22 protein-coding genes are annotated in these 25569 nt (G+C 39.3%); 11 read left to right on the top strand and 11 right to left on the bottom strand.

What is annotated here, in order from left to right; genetic code table 11:
- The first annotated feature begins 33 nt into the window (after positions 1-33).
- From QNI22_RS05725 to QNI22_RS05705, 5 genes are all read left to right on the top strand, one after another.
- Positions 34-1716, top strand: a complete 1683-nt coding sequence (locus tag QNI22_RS05725; RefSeq protein WP_314509662.1) for a TonB-dependent receptor — start codon at positions 34-36, stop codon at positions 1714-1716.
- A gap of 7 nt (positions 1717-1723) precedes the next feature.
- Positions 1724-2887 carry an HU domain-containing protein gene (locus QNI22_RS05720; RefSeq protein ID WP_314509661.1) on the top strand — a complete coding sequence of 388 codons (1164 nt, stop codon included), beginning with the start codon at positions 1724-1726 and terminating at the stop codon, positions 2885-2887.
- Between the two features lie 172 nt (positions 2888-3059).
- The gene (locus tag QNI22_RS05715) at positions 3060-4049 is read left to right on the top strand and encodes a hypothetical protein (RefSeq protein WP_314509660.1); all 990 of its coding nucleotides are present in this window, start codon (positions 3060-3062) and stop codon (positions 4047-4049) included.
- Between the two features lie 148 nt (positions 4050-4197).
- Complete coding sequence (locus QNI22_RS05710; protein WP_314509659.1) at positions 4198-6318, top strand: 7TM diverse intracellular signaling domain-containing protein; 2121 nt, start codon at positions 4198-4200, stop codon at positions 6316-6318.
- A gap of 52 nt (positions 6319-6370) precedes the next feature.
- Entirely contained in the window at positions 6371-7204 is an 834-nt protein-coding gene (locus QNI22_RS05705) for a M74 family metallopeptidase (protein ID WP_314509658.1), read from the top strand.
- Positions 7205-7255: 51 nt separating this feature from the next.
- Here QNI22_RS05705 and QNI22_RS05700 read toward each other — a convergent pair whose 3' ends face one another.
- Positions 7256-7495 carry a hypothetical protein gene (locus tag QNI22_RS05700; protein WP_314509657.1) on the bottom strand — a complete coding sequence of 80 codons (240 nt, stop codon included), beginning with the start codon at positions 7493-7495 and terminating at the stop codon, positions 7256-7258.
- Positions 7496-7726: 231 nt separating this feature from the next.
- On the opposite strand from QNI22_RS05700, the gene hemF reads away from it, so the two are divergent.
- The gene (gene hemF / locus QNI22_RS05695) at positions 7727-8623 is read left to right on the top strand and encodes an oxygen-dependent coproporphyrinogen oxidase (protein WP_314509656.1); all 897 of its coding nucleotides are present in this window, start codon (positions 7727-7729) and stop codon (positions 8621-8623) included.
- Positions 8624-8705: 82 nt separating this feature from the next.
- Entirely contained in the window at positions 8706-9284 is a 579-nt protein-coding gene (locus tag QNI22_RS05690) for a phosphatase PAP2 family protein (protein ID WP_314509655.1), read from the top strand.
- A gap of 37 nt (positions 9285-9321) precedes the next feature.
- Here the strand turns inward: QNI22_RS05690 and QNI22_RS05685 are convergent, their stop codons facing one another.
- The 3 genes from QNI22_RS05685 to hisB all read right to left on the bottom strand — a co-directional run bounded on the left by QNI22_RS05685 (position 9322) and on the right by hisB (position 12067).
- The gene (locus tag QNI22_RS05685; RefSeq protein ID WP_314509654.1) at positions 9322-10008 is read right to left on the bottom strand and encodes a LytR/AlgR family response regulator transcription factor; all 687 of its coding nucleotides are present in this window, start codon (positions 10006-10008) and stop codon (positions 9322-9324) included.
- A 243-nt stretch (positions 10009-10251) separates the two neighbouring features.
- Positions 10252-10845, bottom strand: a complete 594-nt coding sequence (locus QNI22_RS05680; RefSeq protein WP_314509653.1) for a riboflavin synthase — start codon at positions 10843-10845, stop codon at positions 10252-10254.
- Between the two features lie 112 nt (positions 10846-10957).
- Positions 10958-12067 carry a bifunctional histidinol-phosphatase/imidazoleglycerol-phosphate dehydratase HisB gene (gene hisB / locus QNI22_RS05675; RefSeq protein WP_314509652.1) on the bottom strand — a complete coding sequence of 370 codons (1110 nt, stop codon included), beginning with the start codon at positions 12065-12067 and terminating at the stop codon, positions 10958-10960.
- Positions 12068-12547: 480 nt separating this feature from the next.
- Here hisB and QNI22_RS05670 point away from each other — a divergent pair, with 480 nt between their 5' ends.
- Both QNI22_RS05670 and QNI22_RS05665 read left to right on the top strand, forming a co-directional pair.
- Positions 12548-13864, top strand: a complete 1317-nt coding sequence (locus QNI22_RS05670) for an anthranilate synthase component I family protein (RefSeq protein WP_314509651.1) — start codon at positions 12548-12550, stop codon at positions 13862-13864.
- Positions 13865-14233: 369 nt separating this feature from the next.
- Entirely contained in the window at positions 14234-15484 is a 1251-nt protein-coding gene (locus QNI22_RS05665) for a bifunctional 3,4-dihydroxy-2-butanone-4-phosphate synthase/GTP cyclohydrolase II (protein WP_313988843.1), read from the top strand.
- Positions 15485-15533: 49 nt separating this feature from the next.
- Here the strand turns inward: QNI22_RS05665 and QNI22_RS05660 are convergent, their stop codons facing one another.
- The 5 genes from QNI22_RS05660 to QNI22_RS05640 form a co-directional block, all read right to left on the bottom strand.
- Positions 15534-15821, bottom strand: a complete 288-nt coding sequence (locus tag QNI22_RS05660; RefSeq protein WP_314509650.1) for a hypothetical protein — start codon at positions 15819-15821, stop codon at positions 15534-15536.
- A gap of 78 nt (positions 15822-15899) precedes the next feature.
- On the bottom strand, positions 15900-16472 hold the full coding sequence (locus QNI22_RS05655) for a nuclear transport factor 2 family protein (protein ID WP_314509649.1): 573 nt from the start codon (positions 16470-16472) through the stop codon (positions 15900-15902).
- A 357-nt stretch (positions 16473-16829) separates the two neighbouring features.
- Positions 16830-18071: a PQQ-dependent sugar dehydrogenase gene (locus QNI22_RS05650; protein ID WP_314509648.1), complete on the bottom strand. Its 1242-nt coding sequence runs from the start codon at positions 18069-18071 to the stop codon at positions 16830-16832.
- Between the two features lie 205 nt (positions 18072-18276).
- Complete coding sequence (locus QNI22_RS05645) at positions 18277-19578, bottom strand: HupE/UreJ family protein (RefSeq protein WP_314509647.1); 1302 nt, start codon at positions 19576-19578, stop codon at positions 18277-18279.
- Positions 19579-19596: 18 nt separating this feature from the next.
- A complete protein-coding gene (locus tag QNI22_RS05640) occupies positions 19597-21279 on the bottom strand; it encodes a DUF3500 domain-containing protein (RefSeq protein WP_314509646.1) in 1683 nt (560 codons plus the stop codon).
- Between the two features lie 453 nt (positions 21280-21732).
- On the opposite strand from QNI22_RS05640, the gene QNI22_RS05635 reads away from it, so the two are divergent.
- Positions 21733-22716 (top strand): putative periplasmic lipoprotein, encoded by a 984-nt coding sequence (locus QNI22_RS05635; RefSeq protein ID WP_314509645.1) that lies wholly within the window; start codon positions 21733-21735, stop codon positions 22714-22716.
- Positions 22717-22729: 13 nt separating this feature from the next.
- On the opposite strand, the gene QNI22_RS05630 is transcribed toward QNI22_RS05635, so the two are convergent.
- Both QNI22_RS05630 and QNI22_RS05625 read right to left on the bottom strand, forming a co-directional pair.
- Positions 22730-23470 carry a hypothetical protein gene (locus QNI22_RS05630; RefSeq protein WP_314509644.1) on the bottom strand — a complete coding sequence of 247 codons (741 nt, stop codon included), beginning with the start codon at positions 23468-23470 and terminating at the stop codon, positions 22730-22732.
- Positions 23471-23677: 207 nt separating this feature from the next.
- Complete coding sequence (locus QNI22_RS05625) at positions 23678-24586, bottom strand: helix-turn-helix domain-containing protein (protein WP_314509643.1); 909 nt, start codon at positions 24584-24586, stop codon at positions 23678-23680.
- A 220-nt stretch (positions 24587-24806) separates the two neighbouring features.
- Here QNI22_RS05625 and QNI22_RS05620 point away from each other — a divergent pair, with 220 nt between their 5' ends.
- Entirely contained in the window at positions 24807-25538 is a 732-nt protein-coding gene (locus tag QNI22_RS05620) for a hypothetical protein (protein WP_314509642.1), read from the top strand.
- The last annotated feature ends 31 nt before the right edge of the window (positions 25539-25569 follow it).

The following is a 25569-nucleotide window of genomic DNA, read 5'->3' as shown; positions in this document are numbered from 1 at the left end:
ATAGTTTTATCGATGATTAAGACCTTTTATAGGATGCATATACTTAAAATGATACCTCAATCCACATTGCCTAAATGTTCAAAAGTCATTTTGACAGGAGTTTTACTTTTACCTGTTATTGTATTTGCACAGGGAGGGAAGCCTGTTAAAAAAGGGCAAATAGAATCAGAAGAGATTGTTATTGAAAAGAGCCGTGCTATTACATTGTCAGAGGCTGAACGTAACTTCGAGAAGGTTACTATTACGGCTAAAAAGCCAGATGCATCTACACAACCTTTTCAGTTCACAGACCGTAACCTGCGGCTAGCTGATCTGAATACCAAGTTTCGTATTCTACAAATGCCTCAGGAGCCTGTTCGTGATATTTCAGGTAACTATTTGAAATTTGGAATAGGGAACTATAGCAACCTATATGCAGAAGCTTTCCTGGGAGCGAAACAGAATCAGACCTTTTCATGGAATCTCCGGGCTAAAAATCAAACATTTGGAACCGGACCTGTATACAAAGGGAATTCTGGTACGCAGGAAAATTTTCTGGGTGGAAACATTAAGTTATTTACCAGTGCTTTAACTGCTTCTGCTGCGCTGGAGTACAACCGCGACCGATATTATTTTTATGGAACACAGGATGAAAGAGACAGAAAAGATATAAAGCAGGTTTTTAGTACCATAGCCCTCAAGACATCTTTTACAAACAATAACATAGAATCGCCTCTGGATTACAAACTCAATTTTAATGTTTCCAATATCAGCGATTCGTATGATGCTGGCGAGTTTGAAGCTGCTATCAATTTGGCTGCCAAATATAAGATCACAGATGAGTTGTCTTTCCTGGCACCAACGGATATGTATTTCACCCGATTAAAGGATAGTGCATCGGTAAGCCGGAATCTGTTTCGCATCAAACCTCAGATACAATACAAAGGAGAGACATTTTCAATCACTGCCGGATTAAATGTTGTAACACAAAATGATACTACAGATGCATTAAGTAAAGTGAACCTATATCCGGTAGCTGAAGCACAGGTAACAATAGGGGATGCTTTTACTGTATTTGGAGGAATCTCCGGAGATATGCAACGGAATTATTTCAGACAACTAGCTAATGAAAATCCTTATCTGAACAGCCGGGTGAAAATTTTTAACACCTCTAAGACTTCTGAAATTTATGGTGGTATCAAGAGACAGTTGGGGGGTGCGTTGAGTTTTGATGTCCGTACTTCGTATGCTCGTTACAAGAATATGTACTTTTATATGAATAACAGCATGGATACTTCACGGTTTGATCTGGTCTATAATCCGGATGGAACTACCGTGTTAAACCTGTCAGCAGAGGTAGCTTATGATGCAGGAAAACGCTTCAGAATTGCAGGAAAAGCAGATTTTTTCAAGTATAACGTTAAAAATGTAGAACAGGCTTGGCACCGTCCTACTTTTACTGCAACTGTAATCGGACGATTTGCTGCAACTGAAAATGTATTCTTGAATACAGAGATTTACTACCTGGGTGGCATACAGGCAAAGAACCCTGTAACTACTCGTGCAGTACAGTTAGATCCGATTGCAGATATTAATTTAAAAGGAGAATATATTTTTTTAGAAAAATTTTCTGCATATTTGTCGCTAAATAACCTGCTGTCAACTCATTATCAGCGATTTCTGAACTATTCTAACCGAGGTTTTACGCTGGTTCTGGGAGCAACCTATTCGTTTTAACCTTTATATGATGATTGAAAAGTACATTCGACAACTTCTTTTTGCCAATGATTGTGTTGTAATTCCTGATTTTGGTGGTTTTATTTCAAAGTATGCACCGGCTACTATTCATCCTGTGCGTCATAAGTTTATGCCACCTTCCAAGGAAATTGCATTTAATGAAATGTTGCGCTTGAATGACGGCCTGTTGATTAGCCATGTTGCAGTTGGTGAGAACGTTTCACGCGAACAGGCTACAAAATTAGTGAAAGACTTTTCCGACTATGTCCGGCAACAAATATGGCAGAATCAGAAATATGTATTCGATGAAATCGGAACACTATCTCTGAATCCGGAGCAAAAAATGGAGTTTGAACCAATAAACCGGATCAACTATCTGAATGCAGGGTATGGATTACCAGAAATGGACTTCAAACCTATTGAACGTCGTACATATCAGCCTAAAACCCGTACTAAAGATCGTCAACCTGTTCCTTATACCGAAGAAACTACAGAGGGAAATTCAAAAATATCTATACTGCGCAGAAATAAAGCACTTTGGTATGTACTGGGCTTCTGTACTCTGGTTGCATTGTCTGCATTTACAGGATATTTCATTCTGGTTCAGACTGGTAAACATAACCTAAGCACTTTAAGTCCTTTTGGTACATTTAATAAACATGCCAAAGATAGTGTTGCACAGGAAAGAAACAAGGTGCAGGCACAAGGTCAGTCTGATAGTGGTATTGCTCAGTTTCCTGCTAATACAGATACAGCTACCCGTACTATGACCGATTGGGATGATACCCGGGAAATTTCGACATCAGAAAATGCTATTAGAAGTTTTCAGGAAGAAGATTCTGTTACTGAACCTGTAACTACAGAAGAGAAGAAAGTAATCAGTACAAAGTCTGCTACCAATCTCACTGAGAATACAACGAAACCTGCTCCGAAAACAGTGGCTGCAGTTCGCTATTATGTTATTGTAAACGGATTCTCTGTAAGTGGTAATGCTGATCGTTTTAGAGATGCGTTAATGAGAACAGGATATAAACATGCAAAGGTACTTGCCAGAGGGGCGAACGGTTTACTAAAAGTATCTGTTGCTGATTTTAGTAATAGTACAGATGCCGAATCAAAAGCGCAGGAAATGAGAAAAGAATATCCGGCTGCGTGGGTATATGAAGAATAGCTATAAAAAGAAATAAAATCAAAGCCCTGTCGTTACTACTAACGGCGGGGTTTTTGCTTTATAATAACTTTATGGAAATAGGATCATTTTTTATTTAACAGCAAATACTAAAAGATACATAATGAATCCTATATCTTTGCAAGTGTGTTTCTTATTAGAATATTAAGATACTATGGCAATAGAAATTTCTTCACAGGAAAAAGAAAACAGGCGGATTGCACTGATTATTACGTCTGCTTTGTATATTGGATTGTTCATGATCTGCTTTTTGTGGATTGTGATGATTATTCCTGACCCCTTACCTTCTGAGATTGCCGAAGGTGGAGTAGAAGTAAGTTATGGATTTGATCAGCAGGGAAGCGGAGATATAGAATCACTGGCTCCTCCCAATACGAATCCACCTAATCCTGAGGCAAAAGCTGGAAATCCACCTGTTGATCCTCAGCCAAAACCGGAGGCAGCTCCTGTAACGCCACCTCCATCTCAATCATCTCCAAAGACAAGCAATGATGATGCAATTGTTACCTCAGATGATGAGGACAGTCCGCTTGAAGTAAAGACAAAACCAGAACCTAAAAAGGAAGAAACAAAGAAAAAGGTGGCAGAAGAAACACCTATAAAGAAACCCGTTGAGGCTCCCAAACCAGCTACACCAGCAACACCTGCACCTAAGGTTGAAGAGAAGCCGAAGGTAGACCAGCGGTCTTTATTTACAAAAACAGATAAGACAGGAGCAGGAGGGGTTAATAATGGGACCAGTAACAAAGTAGCCGGAAATAATAATGGAGATGACGAAGGAAAAGTAGGTGACAAGGGTGATCCAAGAGGGATCATGGGATCTAAAAATTATAGCGGTACACCTGGTTCTGGAGGTGGAGACGCGGGAGGAGTAGGATCTGGGGTGAACTCAAATATTCGGGGATGGAGTGCAAAAATCAGACAGCCTAATCCTGATGAACTGGCTAGTGATGGATTTGTAGTTTTTAATATCTCGATAGATGAAGATGGCAAGATACAAAGTGTCACTGTCAAAGAAGCGACCTTATCACCTGCTGATATTGCTGTCTGCAAAAAATATGTAAATTCTGGTACGTATACTCCTAAAGATGGGAATGATGGAGGAGGTGTAGGTACTGTCAAATTTGTGATTAAGTCCCGTTAATAATATTTTCCGCATAATTACTTAAACAAAAGCCTTTAATCTTACAGGATTAAAGGCTTTTGTTTATGAGGAACTTGCATTTCTTTTCTCTGAAACTGTTATATTTCGTAGTAATTTAGGCTAAGAAGAATTATTTATTATACTAGTTGTGGCGAAGCAAAGCATATTGTTGTATCTGATTTCTCTGCATATCTGTTGTGTGGCTTTTGCACAGAAGATAATAACAATTGGTGATAACGATAGAGTACCTGTTGGAACCTCCTCTTATTTTTATCTTGATTCAACAAACTTATTGCATTTTGATACAGTAAAAACGCTATATACTTCTCATTCATTTATTGAGTCAAAAAGCCAGATACCTAACTTTGGAAATACAAAATCAGTTGTTTGGATGGCATTTACTGTGGCAAATACTATGCATGTTCCATATTTGCTGGAGATTAATAATACACAGCTACAAAATGTAATACTTTATTATCCTGATACAAACGGAGAATACAAAGTAAAAGAAGGTTTGTCTGGCAAAGATTTTAGGATTAACAAGTGGTTATTTGAACTACCTGCATTTACAGGTCCTGTTACCTGTTTTATTCGTTTTCAGAGTAATCGAGTGGTTACATTACCTGCCTACATTACTACTTATCGCACTTTATTGAACCGCAATCATAGAGTTGATTTTGTGTATGGTATTTACTTTGGGCTGATGCTTATTATGGTGATGTACAATTGTTTCCTGTATTTTTTATTTCGGGAAAGCTCATATATCTGGTATATCTGTCATATTGCTTTTCAGATTTTAATTAACCTGTTACTGAAAGGATTTATCTTTGAGTTTTTTCCAGAATATGCATACAGGATCAATGTGTATTTACCTGGTATTGCTATGTGTTCTTATTTCTTTATGATATTGTTTACAAAGTCTTTTCTCGATACACCTAAAAGGCTTCCTGAACTTCATAAAGGTCTTTATGTTCTTTCCATTTTAATCTTTTGCGGCATTCTTGTTAATCTTCTGCCAATCTCTTTATGGGATAGCTATATTGGGATTGTAGTTAGCTTGATAACCTCTGCTTATCTATTACTAATTGCGGGATTCGCACTTGCAAAAAACATGAAAGGATCAGTGTTTTATTGTCTGGGATGGGGAGTGTTTCTACTTAGTCTTATTTTTCTGGACCTGTCTCTGCTAGGTTGGATACCTACTAGTATCTATACCGAAAATGCAACACTCTGGGGTGGGGCAATAGAATGTATGTTTATTTCGCTTGCCTTATCGGATAAGATAAATCAGTTGCAGAAGGAGAAAGAGATTAGTCAGGCTGAAAAACTAGATTATATCACGCAGCAGAATACTCTACTGGAAGAAAAGGTGATAGAACGAACGCAAAGACTTGTTTCTGCCAATACCACTATGGAGGCACAGTATCAGGTATTACACCAGCAGAAAGAAGAGTTAAAGGCTGTAAATGAGACTCTTGTGGAGCAAAAACAACTTATTGAAACACAAACCTATACATTAATTGAACTTAATAGAGAACTGGAGAATACTGTTCAGGAACGAACTTTTGAGTTAAAAAATACTATTGAAAGCCTGATACAGCAGAACCAGGATTTACATCAGTTTTCTTATATACTCTCTCATAATCTTCGTTCGCCCATTGCCCGTATCAAAGGATTGACTACCATCTTTAATAAGGAAGATATGAACGATCCTCTTAATGTGGAATTATTGGGTTATCTACAACAATGTGCTGACAATCTGGATCTAATAATTCATGATTTATCTCGTATCATTACTATTCGCAAAAATCTCAATACCATTAAGGAAGAAATAAATCTTTATGATTTGTTTGATACAGTTACAAAAGGACTAACAACCGAGATCGAGCAAGCTAATGCAAAAATTGTAGCTGATTTTTCTAGTAAAGAGATAGTGTATTCTGTGAAAAGTTATCTCCATAGCATTTTATATAATCTCATTTCAAATGCTATCAAATACCGATCGCCTAATCGGATTCCTTCTATACATGTCAAAGCACTTACAGAAAATACTTATACCTGTCTTATAGTGAAGGACAATGGATTGGGAATAGATTTGAATGTGGTGTCTGATCAGCAGATTTTTGGGTTTTATAAACGTGTACATTCACATGTAGATGGAAAAGGATTAGGTCTCTACCTGGTAAAGACGCAGGTAGAAACCCTGCAGGGAAAGGTAGAGTTGGAAAGCATGCCAGACCAAGGGTCAACTTTCAAAGTGTATTTTTAATATAGTAAGAGATTAGTGTATAATCATTCCTGTTGTATCTGTTTTTCCCATTGTGAGAAAGTTCCGTATTGTACTCATTCATAGCTTTTTGTTTGTATTGTTTACTATCCTAACTCAGATAGGCGGTATTGTTTGGTTGCTATGTATACCGCTTCTTAACTATATAAAAAGGCATGTTTTACACAAAATTCAACGTTGGATTGCATATGTGCTGGGACCCTCACTGATCTACCTTATTGTTACATTTAGTGTTATACCTTTGCTGGCCAGCCTATGGGGGCGTGTACCTTTGCCTGTCACCAATGTTTCCTTAAGACCGCTTACACTAATGACTGTTTTATTAAACAGACATTATGTTCGGAAAGAGTTACGAAATGTGGTACTGGAGACATCTGCACAAATGGCAGAAAAATTTCCAGGAACGTTCGTCTGCTATCTGGATGCAGGTTTCCCATTTATAAATGGATTTCCTTTATTGCCCCACTTAAGTCACAATGATGGGAGAAAGCTAGATCTGGCTTTTTTCTATAAAGATGCAGTAACACAACAACCTGTAACTGATACGCCATCACCTATAGGATATGGAATTTGTGAAGAGCCGGCTCTCAATGAAGAAAATACAGCAGTGTATTGTGCTTCAAAAGGATACTGGCAATATTCCTTGTTGCAAAAAATAATACCACAGGGAAATAAAAATGACTATATATTTGATAGTCAAAGAACCAAAGCGATCATACAGTTACTGGCTCAGCATAAGCGAATTGGTAAGATTTTCATTGAACCTCACCTAAAGAAACGCATGCATTTGATCGCATACAACAAAATACGTTTTCATGGTTGTCAGGCCGTACGACATGATGATCATATTCATATTCAATTGCCATAAATTCTGAGAGAAAGGATTTTGGGATAAATATTTTGCTTGTACTCTTCTAACTTAGTTCTGGTATATGGTGAAGAAAAAAGATAGGTCTACCAATACGGATGCTATAACAATTTCGGGTACAGGTTTGTCAAAAAAGAGATGGAATCTGGTTTCCTCCTGCAAATCGGATTCTTGTTTTTCAATGTGATAGATTGGGTAGCCCATTTCATGTAGTGCATTCTGAATATGAGACATACTCTTTGGATGACCGTCGAATCTATAATAGAACTCTGTTTTTAAGTGTGCTTTCATAAATGTAAATAGATTAGATTCCGGGGTTTTTATGTATATATTCTCTCTGGTCAGCAAATGGTAGAGTTTATTCGGTAGTCTGTATAAATCCATAGACGATTCATCTATTCTGGTGGATGAACAAGTACCGGGTATAATATACTATTTTTTATTGGGAATAATATTTCCTGAAAAAGAAGAGATTGTTGTTTGGAGATTCCTGCTATTTTTGTGCCGTTTAAAATGAAGTATATGGTAACAAAAGAAGAAATTACAGCGTGGTTTAAAGGTCTGCAGGATAGAATCTGCCACGCTTTGGAAGAGGCAGATGGAGGAGCAAAATTTGTAGAGGATCAATGGGAAAGACCTGGTGGTGGTGGTGGACGAACACGTGTAATTCAAAATGGCAACGTATTGGCTAAAGGTGGAGTAGCTTTCTCTGCTGTTTACGGACATACACCCGCACAGATATTACAGGCATTAAAGTTATCAGAATCGGATTTTTACGCAACAGGCGTATCTATTGTAATCCATCCATCCAGTCCAATGGTACCTATTATTCATATGAATGTGCGGTACTTTGAAATGACAAATGGGGTATGGTGGTTTGGTGGGGGAATAGATCTGACTCCACATTATGTGGACGAATCAGATGCTCACTATTTTCATACAGCATTAAAAACAGCCTGTGACCATCACCACCCGGACTTTTATAAACGATTTAAACAATGGGCAGATGATTATTTCTATATAAAACATCGTCAGGAAACCCGTGGTATAGGGGGTATTTTCTTTGATCGACTTTCTGAAAATGAAGGATTATCTAAAGACCAGTTGTTTGCATTTGTTCAGGAAGTAGGAGAGACCTTTGCACCTGTTTATACTTACTTTATGTTCAAAAATGCAGGACTTCCTTATGAGGAGGCTGAAAAGCAATGGCAAATGGTACGAAGAGGCCGTTATGTAGAGTTTAATCTGGTATATGACAAAGGAACCAAGTTTGGGTTGGATACAGATGGACGTACAGAATCTATTCTGATGAGTTTACCTCCTGTGGCTGAATGGCATTATAACTATCAGGTGCAGCCAGAAAGTAGAGAAGCACAAACATTGGCTTTACTCAAGAAGGGCATAGAGTGGGCTAACTAAGGATAATAAAATGTGTTTGAGAGTAGTGTTGGATAATCAATATTACTCTCAGTATAGGAGTATCAATAAATTATTTATTTCTTTGATTGAAGAACTAAAAGCCTGGGATACCAGATTATTTCTGGAGTTGAATCAATATCATGCGCCATGGTTGGATCCCATCATGTATTGGATTACAGACTCCTATTTTTGGATACCTCTTTATCTACTGCTTGTATTTCTGGTAGTTCGTACATATAAGTTGAATGGTGTATGGATGCTTGTGGCTGCAGTGCTTGCCGTTGGGCTGGCTGATTATGTAACTTCCGGTATGATAAAACCTTATATAGGACGGCTACGTCCGTGTCATGTAGTAGAGATTCAGAAGAACGTATATGTATTGCGAGGATGTGGAGGTCGGTTTGGATTTGCCTCTTCTCATGCTTCTACCACCTTTGCGCTCGCTACCAGCCTTTTCCTGTTTGTACGATCACGGTTGTCTTACTTTATTTGGTTATTTCCATGGGCCGGATTGGTTGCTTATAGCCGTATCTATGTGGGGGTTCACTATCCGCTGGATATTCTGGCAGGAGCATGTATTGGTATTATATGTGGTGTGTTTCTGTGGTTAATCCATGGACAGATTTCAAAGCGATATGCATTACCCGGTACAACTCGGTAGAAATAAAAATAGCCTTCTCACAAAGGCTATTTTCGTTTTAGAGAATATTTAAACGCTTCAGGAATGTGTCTTTATAGGATGCCCCAATGGGAATATATTTTTTATTAATCACAACAGACAGATCTTCAATAGACTCAATCTTTTCTGTGTTGATAATATAGGAACGGTGGATCCGTACAAATGATCCATCCGATAGCTTTTTTTCAATTCCTTTCATGGTAGAGTGTACAATATAGCGTGCAGTAGCTGTATGTAATATTACATAATCTGCCAAAGCCTCTACATATAGTAACTCTTTCAAGGTTATTTTAACAATCTTAGCATCTGTTTTAATATACAAATCCTGTGACTGTCCATTGTTACCAGGCTGAGAATCAAATGAGTCTCTTACCTTTTCCACTGCTTTGAGAAAGCGGGCATAACTGATAGGCTTTACAAGATAATCGGCAATGCTATACTCGAATGCTTCAACTGCGTAATCAGCGCGGGAAGAAATGATAACTACCTGAGGTTTAGATGTCAATGATTTTACCAATTCCATTCCTGTCATCTCTGGCATCTCTACATCCAGGAAAATAAGATCTACAGCTGTTGATTGAAGGGTATTGGCAGCCTGAATGGCATCTGTACAGATGCCCACCAGGTTAAGAAACTGAGTTTGTTCGACGAAATGCTTGACTATAGCTCTGGACATTTCATCGTCATCCACGATAATACAATTCATAGAATTATGTTTTTCTTCCACAGTTGGGTAAATTTCTTTCTATCAGTTTTATGTTTTTCAATACAGTAGAAAAACGCCATGCTGATAACACAGATAAAATAGGATAATTAACCTGCCAGTAGAATGCTATGTCTCAAGTTTACATCAAAACTTTGAGTTACACAAATTAGATACTGTATCTGCTTGATAATCCGATTCTTACTCGGCAGCGAATAAGGTAAATTTTTTATAAATTTAACAGTTTTATCGATAAGACCTTTGTATAATTTTCGCTAAATACTTACCAATGACATCAAATTCAAGATTTACCAGATCACCTTTTTTTAAATCATGAAAGTTGGTGTGTTCATAAGTATACGGAATAATGGCTACCTGAAAGCTATCGTCCTGAGAATTCACTACAGTGAGACTTACCCCATTGACACAAACAGATCCTTTTTCTACAGTGATATTACCTGTTTGTGCATCATACTGAAAATCAAACAGCCAACTTCCATCCATTGACTGTACATTAGTACACGTAGCCGTTTGATCTACATGGCCCTGCACAATGTGACCGTCAAAACGCCCATTCATTGGCATACAGCGTTCAAGATTTACTTTAGTTCCGGGCTTCCACTGACCAAGATTAGTTTTATCCAGTGTTTCCTGAATAGCGGTTACTGTATAATGCTCATCCCAGACCTGAGTTACTGTAAGGCAAACTCCATTGTGTGATAGGCTTTGATCTATTTTCAATTCTGAAGCCAGATGTGAACGCATAACAAAAGTAATGTTACTTCCTTCTTGTCTGCTTTCAGATACTTCTGCCATTGCTTCAATAATTCCTGTAAACATATGCTTTATGTTGATTATCTATAAGTCGCAAGGCGTATATTTGCCGCTTAATTTACTTAAAAAAGTGAAATGCTGTATACTTTACATGGAAAAGCTCCTTTTCCTGCAAAAGTTATAATACTCCTTTTGTACTAGGCAGAATTTCCAGGTTCTTTATGTCTCTGGCTACTGCCATTTTAATGGATTTGGCGAATGCTTTGAAAATGGCTTCAATCTTATGATGTTCGTTGTCCCCTTCTACTTTAATATTCAGATTACATTTGGCTGTATCTGAGAAAGACTTAAAGAAGTGAAAAAACATCTCTGTTGGCATTTCTCCGATCTTCTCCCGTTTAAAGTCTGCGTCCCATACCAGCCAGGGACGTCCGGAAAAGTCTATTCCTACTTGAGCCAGAGCTTCATCCATGGGTAACAAGAATCCATAACGATTTGTGCCACGTTTATCTCCCAATGCTTTTAGGTATGCTTCACCAAGTGCCAGTGCCGTATCTTCAATGGTATGATGTTCATCAATATGTAAATCACCTGCTACGTGGATAGATAAATCTGCTCCTGAATGTTTAGCTAGCTGATCCAGCATATGATCAAAGAACCCGATTCCTGTATGCATATCACTTTTACCTGTACCATCCAGATTCAGGCTGATGGAGATCTGAGTTTCTTTGGTATTACGGGTAATTTCTGCTTTACGAGCCGGTAATCGCAATAATTTATAGATTTCATCCCAGTTGTCTGTACTTAACTCTACAATAGAGTCGGTCTGGAACTGGGTGTCTGTACCAAAAAAGATAGCTTTAGTACCCAGGTTGTGAGCAAGTTTTACATCTGTCGGACGATCTCCAATTACATAGGAATTAGCTAGATCGTACTCACCTGTGAGGTATTCTGTGAGCATACCAATACCAGGCTTACGGGTAGGCAGGTTTTCATGATCAAAACTACGATCTATATGAATGGCAGTAAAATGGATATTTTCACCAGCCAATGTTTGCAACATTTTGTTATGGGCAGGCCAGAATGTATCTTCTGGAAAAGAAGCTGTTCCTAAGCCATCCTGATTGGTCACCATAACGAGTATATAATCTGTTTCTTCAGCAATCTTGCGCAGGTTGCTGATTGCTTTGGGGATAAACTCAAGTTTTTCGAGAGAATCAATCTGGCGGTCGGGAAGTGGCTCTACGATAATAGTGCCATCACGGTCAAGGAAAAGTATTTTTTTCATGTAATCGTAAAGGTCGGGTCAGAATTTGCTGCAAGTTTACAACAAAATAGTATCCAAAAAAAAGTAAAATCCAGTATCTCTGCCAAGGTATTTCAGATAATGTCCTGTGTAGAATAGTAGAATTGAGTGTCAGGATTTCCCATAAAAGAGAAAGATAGTGTCTGAACTTTTAGCAGGGGTAACCATTCTTGGTTGAGTTCTATTTAAGAGGTGGTCTAAATTATTAGTAGAGAAGCGAAAAAGATAAATTTTGTAGCGAGCCAAGTTATTTATCTGTAAAGCAATCACAACATAGCAAAAGCTACTCGCCGGAAAATGACGAAGGCACAGCACATGTATTTTTAGTTCTTATATATCCTGTATTAAAATCTGCTTTTGCAGCCTTTAAGAATAATTTTAGACAGTCTCTAAGGCAAGTTAAAATACAATCTCTCTAACAATAATAGATATTGACGTTGCTTTTCCTTCTATCTTTGTCAGATGGAAACCAGAGTGTACCAGACATATTCTATTAAGGATATTACGGGATTTTATTCATTGCAACAATTTTGTACGCAGGCATTAACATGGGCAGAGTCACAGGATTGTTTTCACTATTTTACAGATAATCAACTTGGTAGCCAGTATCCACATGGTGGATACCGGAACATGCTTGTTTTGGGTGCAAAAGAGAGAATACCATTACAAAAAGGACAAGTTTTTGATGATCTGGAAGAGTATCTGCAAGCTGGAAAAAAGGACTGGATAATCGGTTACTGGGGATACGATCTTAAGAATGAGATAGAAGAACTGCAAAGTCATAATTCAAATCCTTTCACTCTGCCTGATGCATTTTTTTATATTCCTGATATACTAATTTTCTTTGAGGATGACACTATTACGATAGCTTCATTTGGTAACCCTGACCAAATTTTACAAACTATTTTGTCTACTCCGATAGCTCAAAATTCCGGATTGAATTTTAAAGGGGATATTCAGCAGCGGACCTCAAAGGAAAAGTACCTGTATACAGTAGACCAACTCAAAGAACATATTCTGGATGGAGATGTATATGAGATTAATTACTGTATGGAATTTTTTTCTCAGAATGCAGTCTTGCAACCTTTGCAAGCCTATCTGGCACTCAATACACTTTCTCCTATGCCTTTTTCTGTATATGGCAAAATAGATACACACTATCTGCTATGTGCTTCTCCTGAGCGGTTTTTAAAGAAAAAAGAGACTCAGCTTATCTCTATGCCTATCAAAGGGACAATCAAAAGAGGGGCTTCGTTGGAAGAAGATATTGTATTAAAAGGATTGCTACATTCGAGTATAAAAGAACGTGCTGAAAATATGATGATTGTTGATCTAGTGCGTAATGACCTGGCTCGAAGTGCACGTTCAGGATCAGTAGTAGTAGAGGAAATGTTTGGAATCTATACATTTGCAGCCTTACACCAGATGATTTCAACTGTAGTGGCAGAAATTCGTCCGGAAATGGATACTATAGAGGCCATTCGGAATGCCTTCCCTATGGGTAGTATGACAGGAGCCCCTAAGATAAAAGCAATGGAGTTAATTGATAAGTATGAGGATCTGAGACGGGGGCTATACTCTGGAGCAGTAGGGTATTTTACACCTGAAGGTGATTTTGATTTCAATGTGGTGATCCGAAGCATCCAATATGATGCAACACAACACTATTTATCTTTCTCTGTAGGGAGTGCAATTACCTATGATGCGATACCCGAACAGGAGTATGCAGAGTGTTTGTTAAAGGCACAAGCTATGTATACAGTACTTACTGCCAGATAAGAAGTATCTGAAAAACACGGCCATTAATTCAAAAAGCTTTCCAGTCATTAACAGGATATAATCATTGTTTAATATATGCATATAAAGCCAACACTTTTAGTGAATCAGTGCCACTTACCTGGTTGTTAGTTAGAAAATCGGATCTGTAGTGAACTTTACTAATTTATCCGGATGTTGAATGATATAGAAAACGTCAATCTTACACGAACCTGTCATTTGTACAATGAAGTGTACCTGATTAGTTCTAAGTTCCAAAGATCAGATATAGAAGGTTTCTTGTACCTTTGTTGCATTAGTCCGGTTTCATTGTGAGAGAAAACATGAAAAGCATTTGAATATACCCAAGTTATTTACATAATTTTTAGTCTAATGAATACTATACCCACATCAGCAAACGGTGATATACAACTAGATACCATCGAAGAAGCTATTGAAGCCATCAGAAGAGGAGAGGTCATTATCGTTGTGGATGATGAAGATCGGGAAAATGAAGGAGATTTGATTTGTGCAGCTGAAAAGATAACGCCAGAGATTGTAAACTTTATGATTAAGGAGGCTCGTGGTTTGATGTGTGCGCCTCTGACCCAGGAACGTTGTACGGAACTGGGGCTGGAAATGATGGTTGGACGTAATACAGCCGTGCATAGCACTCCATTTACAGTTTCAGTTGATTTACTGGGACATGGTTGTACTACAGGGATATCTGCCAGTGACCGTGCCAAAACTATTCAGGCTTTGGTTGATCCAACCATTAAACCTGAAGAACTGGGACGTCCGGGGCATATCTTTCCGTTGAGAGCTATGCCTGGTGGAGTACTGCGTAGATCCGGACATACAGAAGCCGCCGTGGATTTTGCCCGCCTGGCAGGATTACAGCCTGCAGGTGTGTTGATTGAGATCCTGAATGAAGATGGTACTATGGCCCGTTTGCCTCAGCTTCGTATAATGGCTGATAAGTTTAAATTGAAGCTGGTTTCCATTAAAGATCTGATCGAATATCGACTGGCAAAGGAAAGCCTGATTAAGCGGGAGATTGGAGTAGATATGCCTACCGATTATGGTCATTTCGATCTGATTGCCTATCGTCAGGAAAATACCGGAGACTTGCATATGGCATTGGTAAAAGGACATTGGGAAAAAGATGAACCTGTACTGGTGCGTGTGCATTCATCTTGTGTGACAGGAGATATCTTTGGGTCGTGCCGATGTGATTGTGGTGGTCAGTTGCACAGAGCTATGGCTATGGTGGAAAAAGAAGGAAAAGGAGTCGTATTGTATATGAATCAGGAGGGGAGAGGAATTGGATTACTGAATAAACTGAAGGCTTATAAACTTCAGGAATCAGGTCGGGATACAGTACAAGCCAATCTGGAACTAGGCTTCAAAATGGATGAACGCGACTATGGTGTAGGGGCTCAGATTTTGCGAGATCTGGGGATTACAAAAATCCGTCTGATCTCCAACAACCCTAAAAAACGGGCTGCTCTGATTGGATATGGTTTGGAAATCGTAGAAAGAGTCCCTATTGAGATTGAACCAAACCCACACAATGAAAGATACCTGGAAACGAAACGGGATAAAATGGGACACGAGATCCTGCAAAATGGTCTTTCATTATAAGTCATCAATAAAATCAAAAGCCGAATGAAATTTCATTCGGCTTTTGATTTTATGAAAGTAGTTCCTTTACAATCTGTTCCCATTCTTCTTTCAACGATACCTGAGGCATTTTTTTTCCAGCACGTGTATACCAATACTGGGCATTCCAGGAATCACCTTCTTTCCGATGCAGGTAAGCATGTATCCAGCAGTTAGTGGGACTATTGTTGATCTGTGCAATGTTATGGGCTGTTTCCCAATCTTCTTTACCATCATACCAAAGTGCTTTCAATGCATCATTTAATTCTGATGGCGGTTCTGAAGTAGAAAGAGAAGATATAAATTCCTGATATATCATAGCATCTTGTATAAGTATACCTTGTTTGATCAGGCGAATATACTTTTTTTCTCCTATCTACCCATTGGTTGGATTGATTTAATGATGATGTTTGTCATGTCCATATGCATGACCATGTGGGTGGTGTTTATGCTTGTGTTTGTGGTGATGATGATGATGATCATCATCTTCCTCAATAACAATAGTTGGTTTGATGATGCGAATTTTAGGCAGTACAATCACATCATACTGATCATAAAACACAACATACCGTACTACCTGTACCTGAGGCTTTTTTACTACAATAAGCCATTTTTCGTTAACCAGTACCAGCTTTATTTTTTCTTTTTTGACTCTAGGACCTACTTTGATGTTTACAGTCACCAATGCTTCCTTATCATCTACTATTTTCTTATCCAGTACTTCTACTTCTACCTTTTCAGGCTTCACATCTTTGCGATAATCTTTGGCCTCTTTTTCTACTTGAACCAGTATGGGCTTACTGTCTTCTGTAGACATTTCTTTCGCTTTCTCGAAATCATTATCTTCAATAGATCCGAAAAAGTCATCAATGGTTTTAATTGCTTGTTCTTCTTTACTGGTTCGGCAGGCGGTCATTCCCCATACCGATAGGCACAACACTGCCAATGTAAAAATCTGTTTTTGAAGCATAGGTTTACAAAAATTTATACGATGCGAAGATAGATGCTTACCTGTTTCGTTTTAATGGAAGTATGCTGCAGGAATTACAGATGTAGGATTTCCCATACAGTTGATTCCTGTAAAAGGAGAATAAATCAGTAGCGAGCCTGATAAAGAGATTACTAGATAGTACAGGTGTTTAATGGGATGAATGCAGAAATGGTGGATTTGTTGTTATATGCAGGTAATTGGATATGTGTTTCTTGGTTTTTCTTAAATATAGAAGATCTTTTATCGAAAAAAGCCTGTTAAAGAACATACCTGATAGGTAATCTTTCTTTAACAGGCTTTTTTGTAAATCTATAGTTGTTAATTTTGTGTTCTTACTTACTTCTTGGCAATCTGATACAGTCTTCCCTGATCTGTAACTGCATAGAGTGCGCCATCTTTTCCTTCCATAATATCACGGAAACGCTGATTCTGATCTGCCAATAGTCTTTCTTCGCCCACTACCTTATTGTTTTCAATGACCAGTCTGACAATGTGCATTCCACTAAGCGCACTGATGAAAAGATTATTTTTCCATTCGGGAATGGCTGTGCCACTATAGAAAGTAATACCACTTGGCGAAACTACCGGGTCCCAGTAATAGACAGGTTGTTCCAAACCTTCTTTCTGTTGAATAGCATCACCTATCTTAGAGCCGCTGTATTCAATACCATAGGTAATAGTAGGCCAGCCATAGTTTTTACCCGCCTCAACCCGGTTAACTTCATCACCACCTCTCGGACCAAATTCTGTTTCCCATAAGTCACCGGTTTCTGGATGAAATGCCAGACCCTGTACATTGCGGTGTCCATACGAATAAAGTTCCGGACGGGCTCCCGCTGTACTCGCAAATGGATTGCCAGTCACAGGTTTTCCTTCTTTGGTTATTCGGATAATCTTACCCAATCCCGAATTCAGTTGTTGTGCCTGAGGTCGGGTTTGCAGATCTGAACGTTCACCTGTACTGATTACTATGTTATTGTCTTTGTCAAACAGAATTCTGCCACCATAGTGCAAGGTTCCTTTATAGGCAGGTGTAGCACGATAAATAACTGTAGCACCTTCTATTTTTGTTTCATCGGCAGATAATTTGCCTTTTGCTACAGCTGTTAGATTGCCTTCCGGAAGAGGTTCTGAAAAGACCCAGTAAACCATTCGGTTCTGCGCAAAGTCCGGATCGACCCTAACTCCAAGCAATCCGCCTTGTCCATCAGGATTAACCTTGGGAAGTCCGGTAATAGGCTGACTCACTACACCTGCACTGGTTGCGATACGCATCGTTCCAGCTTTTTCAGTGATCAGGAATCTTCCATCCGGAAGAGTAGTTATCCCCCAGGGATTCTTAAGATCACTACTCAAAACCTTTCCTTCATAAGGAGTTCTGGTTACCCGGCCTTCTATACGGGTCTGACCTGTAAAGGCTGGTTTATAGTCTGTGTTGGGAGCTTTGGTTTCCACCGGAGCAACTACACTATCGGTTTTCGTGCTATCTTCTTGTGGTGTTTTCACACTTTCTGCTGCATTGTGTCCACACGAGGCTAGGGCAAGTAATGTGCTTGCCAGTATAATGGGTTTAAGCATTGTACTTGTTTTAGGTTGAAAAATTGGTTTTTCAATAATTTCTTTACGAAACTAACTATCATTTTCTGAATTTGTATCTTTTGTAGTTAACAATTGTTCAGAAACATCGTTCCTTTAAGTATATAGTATTTGAACCAATCTATCATTCTAACCTCTTTTACTGACAAGTTTACCATCTTTATTAATCGTTGGATTCCAGTTAAGATTAAGTACTTTTTGTATAAAATTGTCTGCTTATGAATGACAAACGTTGTATCAGAAAAGCGATAACAGCCACTAATGCCAACCCAATAATGATGGGCAGAGCAAAGTCTGGGAGTTGGTTTACTACAGAGGTAATCGCGTTTCCCTGTCCTGATACACGTTCCATAATCCAGCCTATGGCAGCTATCGAAGACAGTATTGCTCCTGTTAATCGTATACAGAAATAGATTCGGGTCTGACTCAATACTAACAGCCAGGGAATAATTCCTGCAATCAGTAGGAGTTGCATTAGCTCAATCCCCAGATTAAAGCCCAGAATACTTACAAGAAGGATAGGAGTAGACACTGTCAGATCTGCTAATATAGATGAGAATGCTAGTCCATGAATCAACCCAAAGCCTATAGCAATGTATTTTTCTTTTCCTGAAAATATAGGGAAGATAGCATGTACAGCAGATACCAGAATGGATACTGCAATCAATACTTCAACAGGTTGAGACGGCAACTGAACCCATTCCAGAGCACCAAGCAGTAGAGTGAGTGAATGTCCAACAGTAAATGCTGTTACAAGGCTTAAAATTTCTAACAAACTTGATTTCAGTCCACGGTAGCTGCTCCAACGTTTACCTATAGGAACCAACATACAGGGCAATAGTAGTACTACAACAAATAGAATATGGTCTGTGCCTTCCTGAATATGAGTCATACCCAGTTTCAACATAGATACAAATCCTTTTATCCAGCTTCCTTGTTCCAGTTGTATTTGAAGAGGTAGTATCTTGCCAGAAGGAATATCCCAGGCTATCATGCCGAGTTGCTGCCCACTGTTTTCAATAATACCGTTAGCCCAGTCCTGCTCAACAGAAACCAGAATGGACTGAGTAGGAATCTGATGAATTACCCAGTCGCTATGCAGCACAAAACTATGTAAGCTATTGCTATTATCAGGTTTGAGATACAACTCCGCTATAATTTCCGGATACGTTCCAATATTGGGATCTGTCGTTTGTCCAGTCGTGATAGTACTTGCTGTAATAGTCCATTTGCTGTGAAGTGAGTCACTGATGTGGGTATGTTGTACTAAGTACCGTTTTAGAGCTTCTACCGATTCTTGTGAGCTGAGGTCTATTTTTGCTTTAGAGGCTAGTTCCAGTATTTCATAAGGCGACCGGAATTTGATCACTACTTGTTCGGACTGCACAAGCAGTTGTGCTTTGCAATCCGGTAGAGAATGGGCTTCTGCCCATCCATATCCGAGGATACCGATTAGCAGAAGCAACCATTGTGTGTTTTTGATTTTCATAATAAGTCTATCTTGGGATTAATTTTTCGTTCCCGCATAATCTGTAGACCGATCCCGCCAGATGGAGTGAATGTGCGTCTGGTTCTGGAATATAACTCCGCCGGCTACCACAAACTCAATCCATACATGAGGCCCATCAATACGGAAGTAGTCAAACTTGGTGGTCATGGCAGTGGTTCCACTATACAGGACATAGGTATCATCCAGTTCATTGGTATACAACGTTAGGAAGGCTGCTGCATCTGTTTCATCAATATCATTGGTGTAGGTTTTGATAACTTCCAGCAAGGCACTTTTCTGACTGGAACTTAAACCACTGCACTGCATACCAGAGCGGGTTGATGGGAACTGCCATTCTTTGCCTGGAACAAGTACCAGGTCACTGAAGGTTGAGCTGGACTTGGCAGAACTGAGTTGTGTACTGCTTAGACTGTTCAGGAAGCTCACAAAGGTATCCCGTTCCTGACTAATAGGGGCGTAGGTAGTGCCGCTGGAAGTCCAGGAGATCGGTTCAACGGCCTCAAAGTGGGGCGTAGCACCTACCAGAACTCCATTTACATAGGTATTAGCTACAGTTTTGTGGTGACCTGTTTCCAGAATTTCGAATGTACCTGTCATGGATGGAGTTCCCAGGAATGCAATGTAATAGTTGCCTGAACCATAGTCACTGCCTCCTCCATTAGCATACAGGTAATCATCTGCCAGCCATACTTGTTGCACTTCATCATAGCCTTCATTGGCCACGGTGCCTGTCATCTCTTTGATCAGTGCTTTGGCAACTGCCAATTGGGTTGAACTCAGGCTACCTAGTTTGATGCCATTTCTGGCAGACATCCCGGCAGGTAAGTTAGACCACTTCTTGGCATTGGTGAAGGTATAGTCTAACTGAAGAGTTGAGATTTGTGAAGAACTGAGTGTTGCTTTAAATGCCTCTGCCAGACATACAATTTTCGCAACCCCTGATTCAGAATCACAACTGCTGGTAGTACCTGCACCTACCGACAGCGATAGTGAACAGGACTGTCCACCAAAGGCAATGGCAAAGGAAGCCGTTCCGGAAGAAGCCGGTGTACCCGCAATGGTATACACAAGGTTACCTGAGCTGCTCAACATTCCAGCTTGTAAGGTGGCAGTCAACCCTGTTACACCTGTCGAGGCAATGGCGTCTCCAGCTGCATAGGCTACACTATTTCCACCTGTATAGGGAACTGTTGCTGTACCGGTATAGGAACTTCCACTGATAGCTGTAGTTGTGGAGAAAATAGCAGAACTACAGGTTAAGGCAGAAACAGACGCGGCTGCAGAGGCTACTGGCAAGTTTAGGGTACAGGATTGCTCTCCAAATGAGATTTCAAATGAGGCTGTACCAGAAGATGTTGGGGTGCCTGTAATGGTATAGGTAAAACTTCCTGAACCTTCACTCAATGTTCCTGCCTGTAAGGTGGCTGTTAAACCAGTGACACCTGTGGAAGCAATGGCTTCTCCGGCAGTATAAGACAGGCTATTACCACCACTATAAGGAACCGTTGCAGTACCTGAAAAAGCTGTGTTGAGTACAGGCGTTCCAGAGAAAGTAGCTGAGCTACAAGTTATTCCACTTATACTCGCTGTAGTGGATGTTTCGGTGTCAGTCTTACAGGAAACAACAAAAAGAATACTTAAGCCAAACAAAAAAGACAAAACATTTTTCTTTCCAATCATAGGAATAACGATTAGCGTAAAACAATAAAAAGTATGTAAGCGTAAAGGGTAGTGGTTCGGTCACTGAGTAAGGCTTTGCGAATAAGCCAATATGCAATGTGTAGGTTTGTATCAATCAAATACTATGGTTTACAAGGAGAATACTAGTAGCTATTTTGCAGGTAGGACAGGTTATAGAGGGGTATATACTATGTCAAAGTCCGATGTCTCGGTGAATCCTGTACATGTCTCGATGAATGACCAGAAAAAGATCAGAATCCCAATAATTCTTTACGTTTACTTGATTTTGATACGATTAACTCCGTACTTTAGAAAAGTTGCCAGACTGATTTAATACAATCGGGCCCTACCAATCTTCTGAGCCAGAAAGCCTTCCCTCTCAACTGCTTTATAAACAAGCTGAGTGAATAGTATGAATCCTGTTTCATCCCTTATCTTTTATCAAATACAATAATGACTTCTTTTCAATGTCTTCTGTCAGGTATTGCTTGCGTCTTGTTGTTTGGTTGTTCTTCTACCTCTGCTAATGATACAACTACAGAGTTATCCGAGGAGCAGGTTCCGCCTAATATGTTCATTGTAAGGCCGATAGAGGCGAGTGGTAATGCAGAAGACGAACCTAATGAAACACATAAAGCCAGTGAACTAAGTATTGGTCAGGGACGGTTCTTTTCGTATGCTTTACCAGAGGGCTGGCAACTGGGAGAGAATGGACAGTTTGCGCTTACTCTTATGGCACCTGATAAAAAAGCGCTTACACTGATGGTTGGCAATACTGGATTGCCAAATAATTACCCGCCTGCTCAGTTTATTTATGAAAAGCTGATGGCTATCAATCCTGAAAATCTTCAGATCAGCGAACCACAACAGGCTACTCCTGTAAAAGGATTCCAATCTGCCTATCAGTATGATGTATCGTATTCAATACAAGGTGCTCCCTGCAAGGGGATTGTCAAATGCCATATTGCACCTTCGTACGATCTGTGTGTAATGGCTATGACCGCCGCACTAGCTGATGCGAGTCAGTGGGATGGATATTCTTCCTGGTTACCTTTGGTTGCAGAACAGATTTCTGCTACGGATGGAGCTGCGTTTGGGATGAGAGGTATTATGCAGCAGAATTTACAAAATTCTACTGCCTATGCAGAAGCTGCCCGTCAGTATCGTGAGTGGTCGCAAAAAAACTGGCAACAAGTGACAGATGAACGCCATGCCTCTATTGATAAGCAGAACATTGAATTTCGTGAAAACATAGGTGGAGTACAATCCTATACCAATCCTTACAACAACAATACTCCTGTTGAGTTGCCTACTACCTATAAATATTACTGGATAGACAAACAGGGTGTAATACTGGGTACAGACGATCCTTCTGTTGATCCTAATGCAGGTTCTACAGGCGAATGGAGCCAGATGAAACAATACCAGCGCCAATAAGTGTAAACTACTTTTAACTAATACCGCTCAACAATGTATAGTCAGACTTCCTATTTTGAAGTGTACAATCGCTCATGGCTTGCCTGAACAATAAATAATCTTCCTCAGAATGAATAGCTGATGTATACGATTGCAAACGTGAATGGAAATATGCAGTGTTATTCGGCCTGGTATTTTGAACTGCTACAACAAGTTGTGGTAATGGCTGACCGCAAGAACTGATAACAGGAGAAGTTTGTAACTGCTCAGCTATAGCTGTTTTCTGATTCTGATATTGTATAGTAAAAGCTTCAAAGTCAGCATTTTCCTGTTGCTGAATCTGTTCAAATTTTTGCCATGCCTCATAAGCAGCCTGAATACGAACTGTTACGTCATCCCGTTTGGCTTCTTTGAGGATATACTTAGCTGCATTGTCCTTGTCTTTCTTTCTGTCAATGACTGCTAGGTGAAGATCACTACGTTTGTATTTGACACGAACATCCTTCAACTCTTTTTCCGCTTTTTTGAGTTGTTTATCTCTTTGTTTAGAGGCAGGTTGGGCTTCTAGCTCTGCTATTTGTTGTTCAGTTCGGGCAAGTAAATCCGTAAGAAGTGCATGGTTGGCAATAGATTGTTTCTCAGCTTCAGCTAGTTGCTTGATGCGGTTTTTCATCCGGAACAGCTCATGATTTAGACGGGCTTCCTGCTTTCTCAGACGATAATATTCAGCTCTGTATTTGCGGATTGCATCTTTTGTTGTAATGTGGCGTTTCATAGTTAAATTACTTTTGATGTAACATTTACGTGTTTAAATATACAAATTTTCGGCTTCGGTTTTTTGGCTATTTTAAGGTGATTATTGTGTTTTTTAATGAATGTTTTTGTGCCTATGAGACTGTTTTGAGAATGGATGCTGTTGAAGTCTAAGTTTTAAAAATAAGTTATACCTCTTTGGCTTGTTATTAAGGAGAGTGCTCCAAAATCAAATTTTATGTTGTTCCTTGTACTGAACAGGAGTACAGCCGACTACTTTTTTAAATAATCTTGTAAAATAGGAAGGACTTTCAAATCCAAGATCATAAGCTATACCTGCAATATGGTTATTGGTGCCCAGTAACTGGTTTTTGGCTTCTTTAATAAGATAAAGATGAATATGGTCTAACGCTGTCTTACCTGTTTCCTGCTTGAGAACATCACTCAGATAACGGGTCGAAAGGTACAACTCTCCTGCCAGATAATTTACAGTAGGTAATCCTTGTCGTTCGTGAAGGTCATTCTCAAAGTAATGAGCCAGTACTTCATTAAATTTTCTTACAGTAGTACCTGAAATATTGTTGCTTCGGTTAATGAACTGCCGTTTATAGAACCGCTCTGAGTATTTTAATATAGAATTGATGTGGGAAAGGATAATTTCGCGGGTTAATTCGTCCTGTTCGCTTTCATATTCTGCACGTATTTTATAATACAGTTCCCATATGGTACTTTCCTCACTGGGTGACAAGTGCAAAGCCTCATTAATCTCATACTCAAAATACCCATACTTTTTTATCTGTTCGTACAATAGGTGGCCATTCAGATAGTCTTCATGAAAGAATATAAGAAACCCTTTTTCGGCAAATTGAACATTGCTGGCTTCAATGATTTGTCTGGGTTTTACAAATACCATTGAGCCGTTGGCATGATCGTATTTTGTTTTTCCATAGAGCAGGTAACCTTCTTTGATCTTCTTGAGTGCTATCATAAAAAAATCACCTGTAAACCGGCCATCCCCAACAGAATAACTCATGAGTTCCTTACAGGTCATTAAACTTATGAGTGGATGTTTAGGAGGCGAAAACCCACTTTTATGATGTAGCTCTGATATAGATTTGTAGTGGCTTATTTTTTCCATTGTTTTATTCCATTCTGTTTGGGAGCAATATAAGGTATATCTCACTATTTCCTGCTTTCTGAAACAAGAATGTACCTCAGAGACTAACTCCCTGAGTTGACAGGTTTCTCGTATTTCTGTGCTATTCTTCCGCTCAAATGAGCAATTCCAGCCAGGTTTTCTGCTCTACTTTTGTATTGTCAAACCAATCAACTATTACACATACTAAAGACAGATTAACATGGCAAATACAAACGAATTGCTTACCAAAGTACTGAAACTACATGGTGGCACTGACAAATGGAATACATACCAAACTCTGAAAGCGCATGTTCAGATAGGGGGTGTTACATGGAGTATAAAAGGACAGGAAGGGGTATTGAGTGATGTACACTTTACCGGACAGCTGCATGAACAGCAGGCAAGTTGGCAACCCATATTCAAAGAGGGATTCAAATCTGAATTTACACCTGAACGTGTGGCATTGATTGATACAGACGGCAATGTTGCAGATGAATTGATTAATCCTTTGGATTCTTTTAAAGGACATCAGATTGAAACTCCATGGAACCGATTGCAACTGGTATATTTCAGTAGCTACGCAACCTGGAATTATCTTACTACTCCCTTTAACTTTTTACAGCCTGGCATTCAACTCAACGAGATTGAGCCATGGTCGGCAGATGGTGAAACCTGGAGAAGACTTGAAGTGATCTATCCAGATAGCATTGCCACACATAGTAGAAGGCAGGTTTATTATTTCTCTGAAGAAGGATATTTGAAACGTCATGACTACTGGCCAAGAGTGCTGGGAGGTTCCTCAGCTACACAGATCATTGAAGATTATAAAGAATTTTCAGGTATCAAAACCGGTACAAAAAGAAGGATCTACATCCTGAATGATGCAGATAATAGCTACCAAACCGAACCTGTTTTGGTGTCTATTGATGTGCTCGATGTTCACTTCCAATAACCTTTTACCTAAAACTTTTCTCTCTATTTAA

This window comes from Xanthocytophaga agilis (assembly GCF_030068605.1).
Taxonomy (GTDB): domain Bacteria; phylum Bacteroidota; class Bacteroidia; order Cytophagales; family 172606-1; genus Xanthocytophaga; species Xanthocytophaga agilis.
This window is presented reverse-complemented; position numbering and strand designations above follow the sequence as displayed.

What these genes read in the sequence shown, in the direction of transcription:
- QNI22_RS05725 (WP_314509662.1), top strand. Translation starts at nt 34, where the DNA reads ATGCATATACTTAAAATGATACCTCAATCCACATTGCCTAAATGTTCA.
- QNI22_RS05720 (WP_314509661.1), top strand. Translation starts at nt 1,724, where the DNA reads ATGATGATTGAAAAGTACATTCGACAACTTCTTTTTGCCAATGATTGT.
- QNI22_RS05715 (WP_314509660.1), top strand. Translation starts at nt 3,060, where the DNA reads ATGGCAATAGAAATTTCTTCACAGGAAAAAGAAAACAGGCGGATTGCA.
- QNI22_RS05700 (WP_314509657.1), bottom strand. Translation starts at nt 7,495, where the DNA reads ATGAAAGCACACTTAAAAACAGAGTTCTATTATAGATTCGACGGTCAT.
- hemF (WP_314509656.1), top strand. Translation starts at nt 7,727, where the DNA reads ATGGTAACAAAAGAAGAAATTACAGCGTGGTTTAAAGGTCTGCAGGAT.
- QNI22_RS05685 (WP_314509654.1), bottom strand. Translation starts at nt 10,008, where the DNA reads ATGAATTGTATTATCGTGGATGACGATGAAATGTCCAGAGCTATAGTC.
- QNI22_RS05680 (WP_314509653.1), bottom strand. Translation starts at nt 10,845, where the DNA reads ATGTTTACAGGAATTATTGAAGCAATGGCAGAAGTATCTGAAAGCAGA.
- hisB (WP_314509652.1), bottom strand. Translation starts at nt 12,067, where the DNA reads ATGAAAAAAATACTTTTCCTTGACCGTGATGGCACTATTATCGTAGAG.
- QNI22_RS05670 (WP_314509651.1), top strand. Translation starts at nt 12,548, where the DNA reads ATGGAAACCAGAGTGTACCAGACATATTCTATTAAGGATATTACGGGA.
- QNI22_RS05665 (WP_313988843.1), top strand. Translation starts at nt 14,234, where the DNA reads ATGAATACTATACCCACATCAGCAAACGGTGATATACAACTAGATACC.
- QNI22_RS05660 (WP_314509650.1), bottom strand. Translation starts at nt 15,821, where the DNA reads ATGATATATCAGGAATTTATATCTTCTCTTTCTACTTCAGAACCGCCA.
- QNI22_RS05655 (WP_314509649.1), bottom strand. Translation starts at nt 16,472, where the DNA reads ATGCTTCAAAAACAGATTTTTACATTGGCAGTGTTGTGCCTATCGGTA.
- QNI22_RS05650 (WP_314509648.1), bottom strand. Translation starts at nt 18,071, where the DNA reads ATGCTTAAACCCATTATACTGGCAAGCACATTACTTGCCCTAGCCTCG.
- QNI22_RS05645 (WP_314509647.1), bottom strand. Translation starts at nt 19,578, where the DNA reads ATGAAAATCAAAAACACACAATGGTTGCTTCTGCTAATCGGTATCCTC.
- QNI22_RS05640 (WP_314509646.1), bottom strand. Translation starts at nt 21,279, where the DNA reads ATGATTGGAAAGAAAAATGTTTTGTCTTTTTTGTTTGGCTTAAGTATT.
- QNI22_RS05635 (WP_314509645.1), top strand. Translation starts at nt 21,733, where the DNA reads ATGACTTCTTTTCAATGTCTTCTGTCAGGTATTGCTTGCGTCTTGTTG.
- QNI22_RS05630 (WP_314509644.1), bottom strand. Translation starts at nt 23,470, where the DNA reads ATGAAACGCCACATTACAACAAAAGATGCAATCCGCAAATACAGAGCT.
- QNI22_RS05625 (WP_314509643.1), bottom strand. Translation starts at nt 24,586, where the DNA reads ATGGAAAAAATAAGCCACTACAAATCTATATCAGAGCTACATCATAAA.
- QNI22_RS05620 (WP_314509642.1), top strand. Translation starts at nt 24,807, where the DNA reads ATGGCAAATACAAACGAATTGCTTACCAAAGTACTGAAACTACATGGT.